8 protein-coding genes, 2 tRNA genes and 3 rRNA genes (1 of these 13 running past the window's edge) are annotated in these 14502 nt (G+C 62.2%); 12 read left to right on the top strand and 1 reads right to left on the bottom strand.

The features are described from left to right. From AC3B6A_RS26755 to AC3B6A_RS26700, 12 genes are all read left to right on the top strand, one after another. Nucleotides 1–117 (top strand): 16S ribosomal RNA (locus tag AC3B6A_RS26755); it begins 1419 nt to the left of the window's first position. A gap of 64 nt (nucleotides 118–181) precedes the next feature. Further along, nucleotides 182–258: transfer RNA gene (locus tag AC3B6A_RS26750), tRNA-Ile, on the top strand. A gap of 27 nt (nucleotides 259–285) precedes the next feature. Then, a tRNA-Ala gene (locus AC3B6A_RS26745) sits at nucleotides 286–361 on the top strand. 234 nt (nucleotides 362–595) lie between these two features. Beyond that, a 23S ribosomal RNA gene (locus AC3B6A_RS26740) occupies nucleotides 596–3486 on the top strand. Between the two features lie 132 nt (nucleotides 3487–3618). Further along, nucleotides 3619–3734: ribosomal RNA gene (rrf, locus tag AC3B6A_RS26735) — 5S ribosomal RNA — on the top strand. Together the 16S, 23S and 5S rRNA genes with 2 tRNA genes alongside form the textbook arrangement of a ribosomal RNA operon. Nucleotides 3735–4080: 346 nt before the next feature. Continuing rightward, on the top strand, nucleotides 4081–5052 hold the full coding sequence (gene pstS, locus AC3B6A_RS26730; RefSeq protein WP_488400110.1) for a phosphate ABC transporter substrate-binding protein PstS: 972 nt from the start codon (nucleotides 4081–4083) through the stop codon (nucleotides 5050–5052). Between the two features lie 394 nt (nucleotides 5053–5446). After that, nucleotides 5447–7480, top strand: coding sequence for an ABC transporter permease subunit (locus tag AC3B6A_RS26725; protein ID WP_488403728.1), 2034 nt, complete (start codon nucleotides 5447–5449; stop codon nucleotides 7478–7480). 24 nt (nucleotides 7481–7504) lie between these two features. Further along, the gene (pstA, locus tag AC3B6A_RS26720; protein WP_488400109.1) at nucleotides 7505–9181 is read left to right on the top strand and encodes a phosphate ABC transporter permease PstA; all 1677 of its coding nucleotides are present in this window, start codon (nucleotides 7505–7507) and stop codon (nucleotides 9179–9181) included. Between the two features lie 52 nt (nucleotides 9182–9233). Next, nucleotides 9234–10070 (top strand): phosphate ABC transporter ATP-binding protein PstB, encoded by an 837-nt coding sequence (gene pstB, locus AC3B6A_RS26715; RefSeq protein ID WP_488400108.1) that lies wholly within the window; start codon nucleotides 9234–9236, stop codon nucleotides 10068–10070. 86 nt (nucleotides 10071–10156) lie between these two features. Next, nucleotides 10157–10897, top strand: coding sequence for a phosphate signaling complex protein PhoU (gene phoU / locus AC3B6A_RS26710; RefSeq protein WP_488400107.1), 741 nt, complete (start codon nucleotides 10157–10159; stop codon nucleotides 10895–10897). A gap of 133 nt (nucleotides 10898–11030) precedes the next feature. Next, complete coding sequence (locus AC3B6A_RS26705) at nucleotides 11031–11921, top strand: response regulator (protein WP_488400106.1); 891 nt, start codon at nucleotides 11031–11033, stop codon at nucleotides 11919–11921. 115 nt (nucleotides 11922–12036) lie between these two features. Next, complete coding sequence (locus tag AC3B6A_RS26700) at nucleotides 12037–12936, top strand: M23 family metallopeptidase (RefSeq protein WP_488400105.1); 900 nt, start codon at nucleotides 12037–12039, stop codon at nucleotides 12934–12936. Nucleotides 12937–13107: 171 nt separating this feature from the next. Here the strand turns inward: AC3B6A_RS26700 and AC3B6A_RS26695 are convergent, their stop codons facing one another. After that, nucleotides 13108–14448 (bottom strand): hemolysin family protein, encoded by a 1341-nt coding sequence (locus tag AC3B6A_RS26695; protein WP_488400104.1) that lies wholly within the window; start codon nucleotides 14446–14448, stop codon nucleotides 13108–13110. Between the last annotated feature and the right edge of the window lie 54 nt (nucleotides 14449–14502).

The following is a 14502-nucleotide window of genomic DNA, read 5'->3' as shown; positions in this document are numbered from 1 at the left end:
GCTCCAGAAGTAGCTAGTCTAACCGCAAGGGGGACGGTTACCACGGAGTGATTCATGACTGGGGTGAAGTCGTAACAAGGTAGCCGTAGGGGAACCTGCGGCTGGATCACCTCCTTAATCGAAGATCCCAGCTTCTTCATAAGCTCCCACACGAATTGCTTGATTCACTGGTTAGACGATTGGGTCTGTAGCTCAGTTGGTTAGAGCGCACCCCTGATAAGGGTGAGGTCGGCAGTTCGAATCTGCCCAGACCCACCAATTGTTGTGGTGTGCTGCTGATCCGATGGGGCCATAGCTCAGCTGGGAGAGCGCCTGCTTTGCACGCAGGAGGTCAGGAGTTCGATCCTCCTTGGCTCCACCATCTTCAAATCGTCGAAAGCTCAGACATGAATGTTCAGGTTGAGCGAACATTGATGTCTGGTCTTTGTACCGGAACCGTTCTTTAAAAATTTGGGTATGTGATAGAAGTAGACTGAATAATCTCTTTCACTGGTGATTATTCAAGTCAAGGTAAAATTTGCGAGTTCAAGCGCGAATTTTCGGCGAATGTCGTCTTCACGTTCGAGACGTATGACCAGATTGCTTGGGGTTATATGGTCAAGTGAAGAAGCGCATACGGTGGATGCCTTGGCAGTCAGAGGCGATGAAAGACGTGGTAGCCTGCGAAAAGCTTCGGGGAGTCGGCAAACAGACTGTGATCCGGAGATCTCTGAATGGGGGAACCCAGCCAGCATAAGCTGGTTATCACACACTGAATACATAGGTGTGTGAGGCGAACCAGGGGAACTGAAACATCTAAGTACCCTGAGGAAAAGAAATCAACCGAGATTCCCTTAGTAGTGGCGAGCGAACGGGGACTAGCCCTTAAGCTTCTTTGAATCTAGCAGAACGCTCTGGAAAGTGCGGCCATAGTGGGTGATAGCCCCGTATGTGAAAGGTTCTTGGAAGTGAAATCGAGTAGGACGGAGCACGAGAAACTTTGTCTGAACATGGGGGGACCATCCTCCAAGGCTAAATACTACTGACTGACCGATAGTGAACCAGTACCGTGAGGGAAAGGCGAAAAGAACCCCGGAGAGGGGAGTGAAATAGAACCTGAAACCGTATGCGTACAAGCAGTGGGAGCCTACTTGTTAGGTGACTGCGTACCTTTTGTATAATGGGTCAGCGACTTATATTCAGTGGCGAGCTTAACCGAATAGGGAAGGCGTAGCGAAAGCGAGTCTTAATAGGGCGATTTAGTCGCTGGGTATAGACCCGAAACCGGGCGATCTATCCATGAGCAGGTTGAAGGTTAGGTAACACTGACTGGAGGACCGAACCCACTCCCGTTGAAAAGGTAGGGGATGACTTGTGGATCGGAGTGAAAGGCTAATCAAGCTCGGAGATAGCTGGTTCTCCTCGAAAGCTATTTAGGTAGCGCCTCACGTATCACTCCAGGGGGTAGAGCACTGTTTCGGCTAGGGGGTCATCCCGACTTACCAAACCGATGCAAACTCCGAATACCTGGAAGTGTCAGCGTGGGAGACACACGGCGGGTGCTAACGTCCGTCGTGAAAAGGGAAACAACCCAGACCGTCAGCTAAGGTCCCAAAGTTGTGGTTAAGTGGTAAACGATGTGGGAAGGCTTAGACAGCTAGGAGGTTGGCTTAGAAGCAGCCACCCTTTAAAGAAAGCGTAATAGCTCACTAGTCGAGTCGGCCTGCGCGGAAGATGTAACGGGGCTCAAACCACACACCGAAGCTACGGGTTCGTCGTAAGACGAGCGGTAGAGGAGCGTTCTGTAAGCCTGTGAAGGTGAGTTGAGAAGCTTGCTGGAGGTATCAGAAGTGCGAATGCTGACATGAGTAACGACAATGGGTGTGAAAAACATCCACGCCGAAAGACCAAGGGTTCCTGCGCAACGTTAATCGACGCAGGGTTAGTCGGTCCCTAAGGCGAGGCTGAAGAGCGTAGTCGATGGGAAACAGGTTAATATTCCTGTACTTCTAGTTACTGCGATGGAGGGACGGAGAAGGCTAGGCCAGCTTGGCGTTGGTTGTCCAAGTTTAAGGTGGTAGGCCGAACACTTAGGCAAATCCGGGTGTTCAAGGCCGAGAGCTGATGACGAGCTTTCTTTTAGAGAGCGAAGTGGTTGATGCCATGCTTCCAGGAAAAGCTTCTAAGCTTCAGGTAACTAGGAACCGTACCCCAAACCGACACAGGTGGTCGGGTAGAGAATACCAAGGCGCTTGAGAGAACTCGGGTGAAGGAACTAGGCAAAATGGCACCGTAACTTCGGGAGAAGGTGCGCCGGCGAGGGTGAACGATTTACTCGGTAAGCCCATGCCGGTCGAAGATACCAGGCCGCTGCGACTGTTTATTAAAAACACAGCACTCTGCAAACACGAAAGTGGACGTATAGGGTGTGACGCCTGCCCGGTGCCGGAAGGTTAATTGATGGGGTTAGCGAAAGCGAAGCTCTTGATCGAAGCCCCGGTAAACGGCGGCCGTAACTATAACGGTCCTAAGGTAGCGAAATTCCTTGTCGGGTAAGTTCCGACCTGCACGAATGGCGTAACGATGGCGGCGCTGTCTCCACCCGAGACTCAGTGAAATTGAAATCGCTGTGAAGATGCAGTGTATCCGCGGCTAGACGGAAAGACCCCGTGAACCTTTACTGTAGCTTTGCACTGGACTTTGAGCCTGCTTGTGTAGGATAGGTGGGAGGCTTTGAAGCGTGGACGCCAGTTCGCGTGGAGCCAACCTTGAAATACCACCCTGGCATGCTTGAGGTTCTAACTCTGGTCCGTAATCCGGATCGAGGACAGTGTATGGTGGGCAGTTTGACTGGGGCGGTCTCCTCCTAAAGAGTAACGGAGGAGTACGAAGGTGCGCTCAGACCGGTCGGAAATCGGTCGCAGAGTATAAAGGCAAAAGCGCGCTTGACTGCGAGACAGACACGTCGAGCAGGTACGAAAGTAGGTCTTAGTGATCCGGTGGTTCTGTATGGAAGGGCCATCGCTCAACGGATAAAAGGTACTCCGGGGATAACAGGCTGATACCGCCCAAGAGTTCATATCGACGGCGGTGTTTGGCACCTCGATGTCGGCTCATCACATCCTGGGGCTGAAGCCGGTCCCAAGGGTATGGCTGTTCGCCATTTAAAGTGGTACGCGAGCTGGGTTTAGAACGTCGTGAGACAGTTCGGTCCCTATCTGCCGTGGACGTTTGAGATTTGAGAGGGGCTGCTCCTAGTACGAGAGGACCGGAGTGGACGAACCTCTGGTGTTCCGGTTGTCACGCCAGTGGCATTGCCGGGTAGCTATGTTCGGAAAAGATAACCGCTGAAAGCATCTAAGCGGGAAACTTGCCTCAAGATGAGATCTCACTGGGAACTTGATTCCCCTGAAGGGCCGTCGAAGACTACGACGTTGATAGGTCGGGTGTGTAAGCGCTGTGAGGCGTTGAGCTAACCGATACTAATTGCCCGTGAGGCTTGACCATATAACACCCAAACAATTTGTGTGTTAGACGGTGAAGTCGACGAACCGAAAGTTCGTGAGAACCGCAAATACCTGTCACATACCCGAATCCGGATGAGCGTGTGCTGCAAGCCACGAGCGTCCTAAAGAATTGCTTGACGACCATAGAGCGTTGGAACCACCTGATCCCATCCCGAACTCAGCAGTGAAACGACGCATCGCCGATGGTAGTGTGGGGTTTCCCCATGTGAGAGTAGGTCATCGTCAAGCGCCTATCCCAAAGCCCCTGATCAGCCAACGCTGGTCGGGGGCTTTGCTTTTGCGCGCGGGAAAATTGGCGGGTTCTGGGCTGGCCAGGGTGCGGATAACCTCCGCCCTGCGTCGTTCGTGCTCGTCGTCAGCGGCCTGGCCGGGGTCGCGAGCACGCTCGCTCCTACAGAATCCTCAATGGCTCTATTTCCCTGCCTTTATTGCAGCTGTTTTGTCCTGCCAACCGTTCGTACAATTTTCCGATGCTGCTTCATCTGTCTGTCACATTCGTGTCATAGAGTCATCATGCGGCCTGATGAATTTGGCCCCTGTTCCATCCAACCTCATACTCCTCGAGGAGCAAGGCATGAAACTCAAGCGTTTGATGGCGGCCCTGACCTTTGTCGCCGCAGGCGTAGGCACCGCCAGCGCAGTTGCTGCGATCGATCCGGCCCTGCCGGAATATCAGAAAGCCAGTGGTGTGTCGGGCAACCTGTCGAGCGTTGGTTCCGACACGCTGGCCAACCTGATGACCATGTGGGCCGAAGAGTACAAGCGCCTTTACCCGAACGTGAACGTGCAGATCCAGGCTGCTGGCTCCTCTACCGCGCCGCCGGCTCTGACCGAGGGCACTGCCAACCTGGGCCCGATGAGCCGCAAGATGAAGGACGTCGAGCTGCAGGCTTTCGAGCAGAAGTACGGCTACAAACCGACTGCCATTCCGGTCGCCGTGGATGCCCTGGCAATCTTCGTGCACAAGGACAATCCCATCAAAGGCCTGACCATGCAGCAGGTCGACGCCATCTTCTCCTCTACCCGCCTGTGCGGCGCCAAGAAGGAAGTGAAGACGTGGGGCGATCTGGGGCTGACCGGCGACTGGGCCAACAAGCCCGTGCAACTGTTCGGTCGTAACTCGGTATCCGGCACCTACGGCTACTTCAAGGAAGAAGCCCTGTGCAAAGGCGACTACAAGCCGAACGTGAACGAGCAGCCGGGTTCGGCTTCCGTGGTTCAGTCGGTCAGCCAGTCCCTGAACGGCGTCGGCTACTCCGGCATCGGTTACAAGACCGCCAGTGTGAAGACCGTTGCCCTGGCCAAGAAGGAAGGTGGCGAGTTCATCGAGGACAACGAGGCCAATGCCCTGAACGGCACATACCCGCTGTCGCGCTTCCTCTATGTCTACGTCAACAAGGCTCCGAACAAACCGCTGAATCCGCTGGAAGCCCAGTTCCTGAAGATGGTGCTCTCCAAGTCCGGCCAGCAGGTCGTCGTGAAAGACGGCTACATCCCGCTGCCGGCGAAGGTCGCGGAAAAGGCAGCCAAAGAGTTGGGCCTATAATCAGCCCGCCAGCCGGGCGGCCAGAGTCGTCCGGCATGGGCTGAGGGATACTCGACCGGGCCCGCCAGCATGGCTCTGCTGGCGGGTTTTGGCGTGCCATTTCGATGTCATTTTTCTGTCATACAGAGCCGCTAGTCTGTCATCCATGAACGACCTGGCAAAATCCTCGATGACTTCTTCTCTCCCCGAGCGGATCGATTTCAATACGCCAGCGCTGCAGCGCAAGCGCCGCCTGCGCGCGCTCAAGGATCGGCTCACGCGCTGGTACGTCCTGGTCGGTGGCCTCGCAGTACTGGTCGCCATTACCCTGATTTTCTTCTACCTCGCCTACGTTGTGCTGCCGCTGTTCCGCGGTGCCACGCTGGAGGCGCACGACCCTCTGGCTCCGGCCTGGCTGAAGACGGCGCAGGCGCCGCTGCTGCTGAGTCTCGAAGAGCAGAACATGATGGGCCTGCGCGTCGCCGCCAATGGCGAAGTGGTGTTCTTCGATGCGAAGAAGGGCGATGAAGTGGAGCGTGTCGCGCTCAAGCTGCCCGCCGGCAGCAGCGTGACCTCCATCGCCGAGGATCAGCCGGGTCATCCGACCGTGGCGCTGGGCCTGTCCAACGGCCAGGCGCTGGTGTTCAAGCACACCTACATGGTCACCTACCCGGACAACAAGAAAACCATCACCCCGCAGATCAGCTACCCCTACGGCGAAGCGGCGATCACCCTGGACCCCCAGGGACGTCCGCTGGAGCACGTGGCGGTCGTTTCCGGTGATGACGGCCTGCTGCTGGCGGCCTCTACCGGCAGCGAGATGCTCCTGCTCAGCCTGACCAGCCAGGAAAACATGCTGACCGGCGAGACCTCGCTGGAAGAGGAGCGGGTCAACCTGCCGCAGATCGCCGAGCCGGTGAAGGCCCTCTACATGGACCCGCGCAAGCAGTGGCTCTATGTGATCAACGGCCGCGCCCAGGCCGACGTGTTCAACCTGACGACTCACCAGCTCAACGGCCGCTACAAGCTGCTCGATGACGCCTCCGCCGAAGTGACCGCCAGCAGCCAGCTGCTGGGCGGCATCTCGCTGATGGTCGGCAACTCCAAGGGTGGCATCGGCCAGTGGTTCATGGCCCGTGGCGAGGACGGTGATCCACGCCTGTCCCACGTGCGCGACTTCAAGCTCGGCGACCAGCCGGTGACCGGCATCGCTCCCGAGCAGCGCCGCAAGGGCTTCCTGGCCATCGACAAGCAGGGCAACCTCGGCATCTTCCACAGCACCGCGCATCGCACCCTGCTGGTGGAGAACATCGCCCCGGCGGCCGGCCTGATGGCCCTGTCGCCGCGCGCCAACCACCTGATCGTCGAGCAGGGCGGCGAACTGCGCCGCTACAGCGTCAGCAACCCGCACCCGGAAATTTCCTGGAGCGCGCTGTGGGGCAGGGTCTGGTACGAAAGCTATGACAAGCCCGACTTCGTCTGGCAGTCCACCGCTGCGAGCACCGACTTCGAACCCAAGCTGAGCCTGTCGCCGCTGACCTTCGGCACCCTGAAGGCAGCGTTCTACGCGATGATCCTCGCCGCCCCGCTGGCCATTGCCGCCGCTGTCTACACCGCCTACTTCATGGCGCCGGGCATGCGCCGCAAGGTGAAGCCGGTGATCGAGCTGATGGAAGCGCTGCCGACCGTGATCCTCGGCTTCTTCGCCGGCCTGTTCCTGGCGCCCTACGTCGAAGGCCACCTGCCGGGCATCTTCAGCCTGCTGCTGCTCACGCCGCTGGGCATCCTGCTCGCCGGGCTGACCTGGAGCCGGCTGCCCGAACGCATCCGCCTGAGCCTGCCGGCGGGCTGGGAAGCGGCGATCCTGATCCCCGTGGTCCTCGCCACCGGCGCCTTCTCCCTGTGGATGAGCCCGCACCTGGAAACCCTGTTCTTCGGCGGCGACATGCGCCTGTGGATCACCCATGACCTGGGCATCACCTACGACCAGCGCAACGCCCTGGTGGTCGGCCTGGCCATGGGCTTTGCGGTGATCCCGAACATCTTCTCCATCGCCGAAGACGCCGTGTTCAGCGTGCCCAAGAGCCTGACCTACGGCTCCCTGGCCCTGGGCGCCACGCCCTGGCAGACGCTGACCCGCGTGGTGATCCTGACCGCCAGCCCGGGCATCTTCTCGGCCCTGATGATCGGCCTCGGCCGCGCCGTGGGCGAGACCATGATCGTGCTGATGGCGACCGGCAACACCCCGGTGATGGAAATGAACCTCTTCCAGGGCATGCGCACCCTCGCGGCGAACGTCGCGGTGGAGATGCCCGAATCGGAGGTGGGCGGGACCCACTACCGCGTGCTGTTCCTCTCGGCACTGGTACTGCTTTCCTTCACCTTCGTGATGAACACCCTGGCAGAGCTGATCCGTCAGCGCCTGCGCAAGAAATACGCGTCGCTCTAAGCGACGGCGACGAGGCTACGTTCCGTGAAACAGAAACAGGAATCCGTCAAAGCGTGGTTCGCCAGCGGTTCGCCCTGGGTGTGGCTGAACGCGGGTGCGGTGTCCATCGCCGTGATCATGACCATCGGTCTGCTCGCGGTGATCGCCGTGCGCGGTCTCGGCCACTTCTGGCCGGCGGACGTGCTCGAGGCGACCTACACCGTTCCCGGCGATACGCCCAAGACCCTGATCGGCGAGGAAGTGCAGAGCGAACAGGTGCCGCGCGAACGCCTGCGCGCCGCCGGCCTGCCGGTGCCGGAGGATGCCCCGGCGTTCATGACCCGTGAGCTGCTCAAGCTGGGCAACCGCGACCTCTACGGCAGCGACTTCTCCTGGGTGATCGGCGAGTGGCTGAGCGACCGTCACTATCCGGCCGAGCTGGTGACCCTGGAGCGCCGAGAGTGGGGCAACTTCTACGGCTACCTGCTGAAGGTCAAGGAAAGCGGCAAGGTGGTCGCCGAAGGCCCGGCCGCCATGGCCGAGCTGCAGACCCGCCTCAAGCGCGTCGACGAGCTCTACGACAGGCTGTACCGGCTGGAGAAGGGGGACATCGGCGGGATCAACCACGGCCTTGAACGCCTGCGCCTGCGCGAGCGCCGCCTGCAGCTCGACGGCACGCTGGATGCCGCCGCCGAGGCCGACATCGCCGCCGGCCGTGCCGAGCTGAATGCCCAGTACCAGGCACTGGAAAGCCAGCTCAACGGCCTGCACCAGGAATTCAGCCGCGACAGCATCGTCATGCGCGATGCCACCGGCCAGGAAACCGAGATCAGCGTCGGCAGGCTGGTGCACGCCTACCAGCCAAACCAGATGGGCACCTGGGCCAAGCTGGGCTTCTACTTCGAGAAGTTGTGGGAGTTCCTCAGCGAGGACCCGCGTGAAGCCAACACCGAGGGCGGCATCTTCCCGGCGATCTTCGGCACCGTGATGATGACCCTGGTGATGGCGGTGATCGTCACCCCGTTCGGCGTCCTCGCAGCGGTCTACCTGCGCGAGTACGCGCGCCAGGGCCTGCTGACCCGCATCATCCGCATCGCGGTGAACAACCTCGCGGGCGTTCCCGCCATCGTCTATGGCGTGTTCGGCCTGGGCTTCTTCGTCTACGTGCTGGGCGGCTCGCTCGACCGGATGTTCTTCCCCGAAGCGCTGCCGGCGCCGACCTTCGGCACACCGGGCCTGTTCTGGGCCGCGCTGACCCTGGCGCTCCTCGCGGTGCCGGTGGTGATCGTGGCCACCGAGGAAGGCCTGGCGCGCATTCCGCGCGCCACCCGTGAAGGCTCGCTGGCCCTGGGGGCGACCAAGGCCGAGACGCTGTGGAAAGTGGTCCTGCCGATGGCCAGCCCGGCGATGATGACCGGCCTGATCCTCGCCGTGGCGCGCGCCGCCGGTGAAGTGGCGCCGCTGATGCTGGTGGGCGTGGTGAAGCTGGCTCCGGCGCTGCCGGTGGACGGCAACTACCCCTACGTGCACCTGGACCAGAAGATCATGCACCTGGGCTTCCACATCTATGACGTCGGCTTCCAGAGCCCGAACGTCGAGGCCGCGCGCCCGCTGGTGTATGCCACCGCGCTGCTGCTGGTGCTGGTGATCGCCCTGCTGAACTTCTCCGCCATCGCCATCCGCAACCGCCTGCGGGAAAAGTACAAGGCGCTGGAAAACTGATTCTGCCGACGGCGGGCCCGGCCCGCCGCCAAGCCTCCGAGGGAGACTGAGCATGCAACAACACACCGCCAGCCATGGCATCGACATCAGCGCGCTCGGCCGCGGCGATCGCCAGGGCATGGACCTGGGGAGCGAGACCGTCGCCCTCGAAGTGCCCGGCCTGAGCCTGTTCTACGGCGACAAGCAGGCGCTGTTCGACGTCAGCATGAACATCCCGAAGCAGCGCGTGACCGCCTTCATCGGCCCGTCCGGTTGCGGCAAGTCCACCCTGCTGCGCTGCTTCAACCGCATGAACGACCTGGTCGACGGCTGCAGCGTGAAGGGCGAGATCCGCCTGGACGGCCACAACATCTTCGCCAAGGGCGTGGACGTCGCCGAGCTGCGGCGCCGCGTCGGCATGGTGTTCCAGAAACCCAACCCGTTCCCCAAGAGCATCTACGAGAACGTGGTGTACGGCCTGCGCATCCAGGGCATCAACAAGAAGCGCGTGCTCGACGAAGCCGTCGAGTGGGCGCTCAGGGGCGCCGCGCTGTGGGACGAGGTCAAGGACCGCCTGCACGAATCCGCCCTTGGCCTCTCCGGCGGTCAGCAGCAGCGTCTGGTCATCGCCCGCACCATCGCCGTGGAGCCCGAAGTCCTGCTCCTCGACGAACCCTGCTCGGCCCTCGACCCGATCTCCACCCTGAAGATCGAAGAGCTGATCTACGAACTGAAATCCAAGTTCACTATCGTCATCGTGACCCACAACATGCAGCAGGCCGCGCGCGTCTCGGACTACACGGCATTCATGTACATGGGCAAGCTGATCGAGTTTGGTGACACCGATACGCTGTTCACCAACCCGGAGAAGAAGCAGACCGAAGACTACATCACCGGTCGTTACGGCTAGGTTCTCGGTATTGCACCTGCGGTAGAACCTTCCCTGAGAACACATCAAGCCAGCGGCCCGGAGCCTGCGGCTTTCGCGGAGCGAACATGATCAACAAAGAAAGTCTCACCCACCACATCTCGCAGCAGTTCAACTCCGAGCTGGAGGATGTACGCAGCCACCTGCTGGCCATGGGCGGCCTGGTGGAGAAGCAGGTCAACGATGCGGTCAACGCGCTGATCGACGCCGACTCGGGCCTGGCCCAGCAGGTGCGCGACATCGACGACCAGATCAACCAGATGGAGCGCAACATCGACGAGGAGTGCCTGCGCATCCTCGCCCGTCGCCAGCCGGCGGCCTCCGACCTGCGCCTGATCATCAGCATCTCCAAGTCGGTGATCGACCTGGAGCGCATCGGCGACGAAGCCTCGAAGATCGCCCGCCGCGCCATCCAGCTGTGCGAGGAAGGCGAGTCGCCGCGCGGCTACGTCGAGGTCCGCCACATCGGCGGCCAGGTGCGCAAGATGGTGCAGGAGGCGCTGGACGCCTTCGCCCGCTTCGACGCGGACCTGGCGCTGTCGGTCGCCCAGTACGACAAGACCGTCGACCGCGAGTACAAGACCGCCCTGCGCGAGCTGGTCACCTACATGATGGAAGACCCGCGGGCCATCTCCCGCGTGCTCAACGTCATCTGGGCCCTGCGTTCGCTGGAGCGCATCGGCGACCACGCGCGCAACATCGCCGAACTGGTGATCTACCTGGTGCGCGGCACCGACGTGCGCCACATCGGCCTGACCCGCATGAAGGAAGAAGTGCAGGGCATCGGCAACGACGGCAAGCCCGAGTAAGGCTTCCGCCCGCCGCATCGACGAACCCGGCCAGGCGCCGGGTTCGTCATTTTATGCTCGGGCGGTGCCACGCCGATGGCATGTCGCCACCTGGCGAGGCTATCCTTCGCCCTATCGTTCGAAGGAGTCGCCGATGGGCAAGGTCAGTGTACTGGTCGTGGATGATGCCCCGTTCATCCGTGACCTGGTGAAAAAGGGGCTGCGGGACCACTTCCCCGGCCTGCAGATCGAGGAGGCGGTCAACGGCCGCAAGGCGCAGCAGCTGCTCGCGCGCCAGCGCGTGGACCTGATCCTCTGCGACTGGGAAATGCCCGAGATGTCGGGTATCGAACTGCTGGGCTGGTGCCGTGAGCAGGACGCCCTGAAGACCACGCCGTTCATCATGGTCACCAGCCGCGGCGACAAGGACAACGTGGTGCAGGCCATCCAGGCCGGCGTTTCCGACTTCATCGGCAAGCCGTTCTCCAACGACCAGCTGGTGAGCAAGGTGAAGAAGGCGCTGTCCCGCGCCGGCAAGCTCGAAGCGCTGGCCGCCCAGGCGCCGCAGCGCAGCCTGGCCGGCGGGCTGCCCAACGATTCGCTCAGCGCGCTCACCGGCGGCAAGGCCGAGGTGGTGCGTCCGGCTGCCCCCGCGGCGGCGCGCCCCGCCGCCGCTGCCCCGGCGGCCGCGGCGCCTGCCGCGCGCTCCGCCGCGAAGGGCCAGCAGGGCCAGTTGCGCCTGCCCCAGGTCAACCTGCCCTGCGTGATCAAGGCCCTGAGCCTCAAGGAAGCGCTGCTGCTGGTGAAGCGCGGCACACCGCTGCCGCAGGTGCTGGAAAGCGCCGTGCTGGACCTGGAGGAAGACAGCGACGTGGCGCGCCTCAACGGCTACCTGCATGCCGTGGCGGCGCTGGAACCCAGGCCCGACAGCGACTGGCTGCAACTGACCTTCCGTTTCGTCGACCGCGACCCGCAGAAGCTCGACTACCTGTCGCGCCTGATCGCCCGCGGCAGTTCCCAGAAGCATTACGTACCGGGCGCCTGAGCCGCTTGCCGACCGGCGGAGGGGACTGCATCACACCCCGGCCGCCGGCCGGTCGCCCGCCGGGAGCCGCGCTGCTAGTCTTGCCTCTGTCGCCATACCTATAACCAGAGTCGACATGCTAGGGCGCAGTATCTTCCTGTGCGGTCTGCTGGCCGTATCGGGGACGGCTTCGGCCGTGACCATCTACAAGTACACCGACGCCAACGGCGTGGTCACCTACACGGACAAGGCCGTGTCGGGTGCGGCGGTGTTCGTCTTCCGCGACCGCATGGTCGAGCACCTGGAGCAGCAGGTGAAGCTGGAGACCCGCAAGCACGCCGGCGGCGAGACGCTGCAGGTGCGCAACGACCTGTACGCGCCAGTGGAGGTGGAACTGAGCGTGACCGGCGCGCAGAACGCCGTCGGTGCGCCGGAGCGGCCGATCCGCTGGGTGCTGGCGCCGCGCAGCGCCATCCGCCTGGCGACGCTCACCCCGCGCGATCCCGGCAAGCCCATGCAGTACCAGCCCAAGCTGCGCTATGCCCTGGGCGATCCGCGCCTGCAACCGCTGTCCTACCTCTACGCGCTGCCCTGGGTGGGCGGCCCGTTCCGCCTGACCCAGGGCGCCAACGGCCGCTACAGCCATTTCACGCCCAAGGGCCGCTACGCCATGGACATCGCCATGCCGGTGGGCACGCCGATCATCGCGGCCCGTGGCGGCACCGTGGTGAAGATCGAGAATGGCCAGGACGGGCGCGGCAACAACCCGTCCGGCAACTTCGTGCGCATCCTGCATGACGACGGCACCATGGGCGTGTACCTGCACCTGATGCGCGGCTCGGTGCTGGTCCGCGAGGGGCAGCGGGTCGCCACCGGCATGTCCCTGGCGCGCTCGGGCAACACCGGCAACAGCAGCGGTCCGCACCTGCACTTCGTGGTGCAGCGCAACGTCGGCCTGGCGCTGGAGTCGATTCCCTACGACTTCTCCCAGCCGGTGGACAGCCTGCCGAACTTCGCGGTGGTGAAGGGCAACTGAGGCTTTTGGGGCGTGCACCGACGCGGGTGCTTTCGTAGGAGCGGACCTTGTCCGCGAAAGGGCCGACAGACCGCCTGCCGGCGGATCGCGGAGAAGCTCCGCTCCTACGGGAGCCGCACACCGCCCAATAAAAAAGGCTGCCCGAGGGCAGCCTTTTTCGTTCAGGGCCGTTCAGTCCAGCTTCACCACCTTGGCGAGGACGATCTTCGGGCCCTTCATCTTCTTCACGATGATGCGCAGGCCTTCGGCTTCGAGCACTTCCTCTTCCTCGGGCACGCGCTTGAGGGTGTCGTAGACCAGGCCGGCGAGGGTGTCGGCCTCCACATGGTCAAGGTCGATGCTCAGCAGGCGCTCCAGCTTGAACAGCGGGGTGTCGCCGCGCACCAGCAGCTTGCCCGGCTGGTAGGCGACGATGCCGCGCTCGGCCTTGCGGTGTTCGTCCTGGATATCGCCGACCAGCACTTCCAGCACGTCTTCCATGGTCAGGTAGCCGATCACCTTGTGGTCGGCTTCCTCCACCAGGGCGAAGTGCGAGCCGCCCTGGCGGAACTGCTCCAGCAGGCGCGCCAGCGGCATGTGCTTGGTGACCATCTCCAGCGGGTGGGTCAGCTCGTCGAGGTCGAAGGATTCCGGCAGGCTCTCCAGCGTGGTCAGGGCCAGCAGCAGGTCCTTGATGTGCAGCAGGCCGATGAACTCGCCCTTGCCGCTGTCGTACACCGGGTAGCGGCTGTACTTGTGGCGGCGGATGGTGGCGAGGATATCGTCCAGCGGCGCGTTGCGCTCCAGGTAGATCAGGTCCTCGCGGGAGTTGGCCCAGTCCACCACCTCCAGCTCGCCCAGTTCCACCGCCGAGGCCAGCACGCGCATGCCCTGGTCGCTGGGATCGTGGGCGCGGCTGGAGTGCAGGATCAGCTTGAGCTCGTCGCGGCTGTAGTGGTGCTCGTGGTGCGGGCCCGGTTCACCTTGCCCGGCGATCTTGAGGATGGTGTTGGCGCTGGCGTTGAGCAGCCAGATCGCCGGGTACATCAGCCAGTAGAACAGGTACAGCGGCGCCGCCGTCCACAGCGACAGCAGCTCCGGCTTGCGGATCGCCCAGGACTTGGGCGCCAGCTCGCCGACCACGATGTGCAGGTAGGAAATGATGAAGAACGCGGTGAAGAACGACGCGCCGCGGATGACTTCCTCGGAGTGCACGCCGACGGCGCCCAGCAGTGGTTCCAGCAGTTCCGCGAAGGCCGGCTCGCCGACCCAGCCCAGGCCCAGGGAAGCCAGGGTGATGCCGAGCTGGCAGGCGGACAGATAGGCGTCGAGCTGGTTGTGCACCTTGCGCAGGATGCTGCCCCGCCAGCCGTGCTGCTTGGCGATGGTTTCCACGCGGGTGGCGCGCAGCTTGACCATGGCGAACTCGGCGGCAACGAAGAAGCCGTTGAGCGCGACGAGGAGGAGGGCGAAGAGAATGAGACCGAAATCGGCGAAATAGGCGAGCAGGTTGCTACTGGGGGAAGGGTCCATGGTTCTGTTGGATAAGGAGTTGGACGGACAAGGATGCGGTTCACGGGCGCCACT

Source organism: Pseudomonas sp. B12(2026) (assembly GCF_057767015.1).
The sequence above is the reverse complement of the archived record's forward strand: the minus strand, read 5'-3'. Positions and strand labels throughout refer to the sequence as shown.

Bases quoted from the DNA above. Each gene is read 5' to 3' on its own strand.
- pstB (WP_488400108.1), top strand. From the start codon at position 9,234: ATGCAACAACACACCGCCAGCCATGGCATCGACATCAGCGCGCTCGGC.
- pstS (WP_488400110.1), top strand. From the start codon at position 4,081: ATGAAACTCAAGCGTTTGATGGCGGCCCTGACCTTTGTCGCCGCAGGC.
- AC3B6A_RS26700 (WP_488400105.1), top strand. From the start codon at position 12,037: ATGCTAGGGCGCAGTATCTTCCTGTGCGGTCTGCTGGCCGTATCGGGG.
- phoU (WP_488400107.1), top strand. From the start codon at position 10,157: ATGATCAACAAAGAAAGTCTCACCCACCACATCTCGCAGCAGTTCAAC.
- AC3B6A_RS26695 (WP_488400104.1), bottom strand. From the start codon at position 14,448: ATGGACCCTTCCCCCAGTAGCAACCTGCTCGCCTATTTCGCCGATTTC.
- AC3B6A_RS26705 (WP_488400106.1), top strand. From the start codon at position 11,031: ATGGGCAAGGTCAGTGTACTGGTCGTGGATGATGCCCCGTTCATCCGT.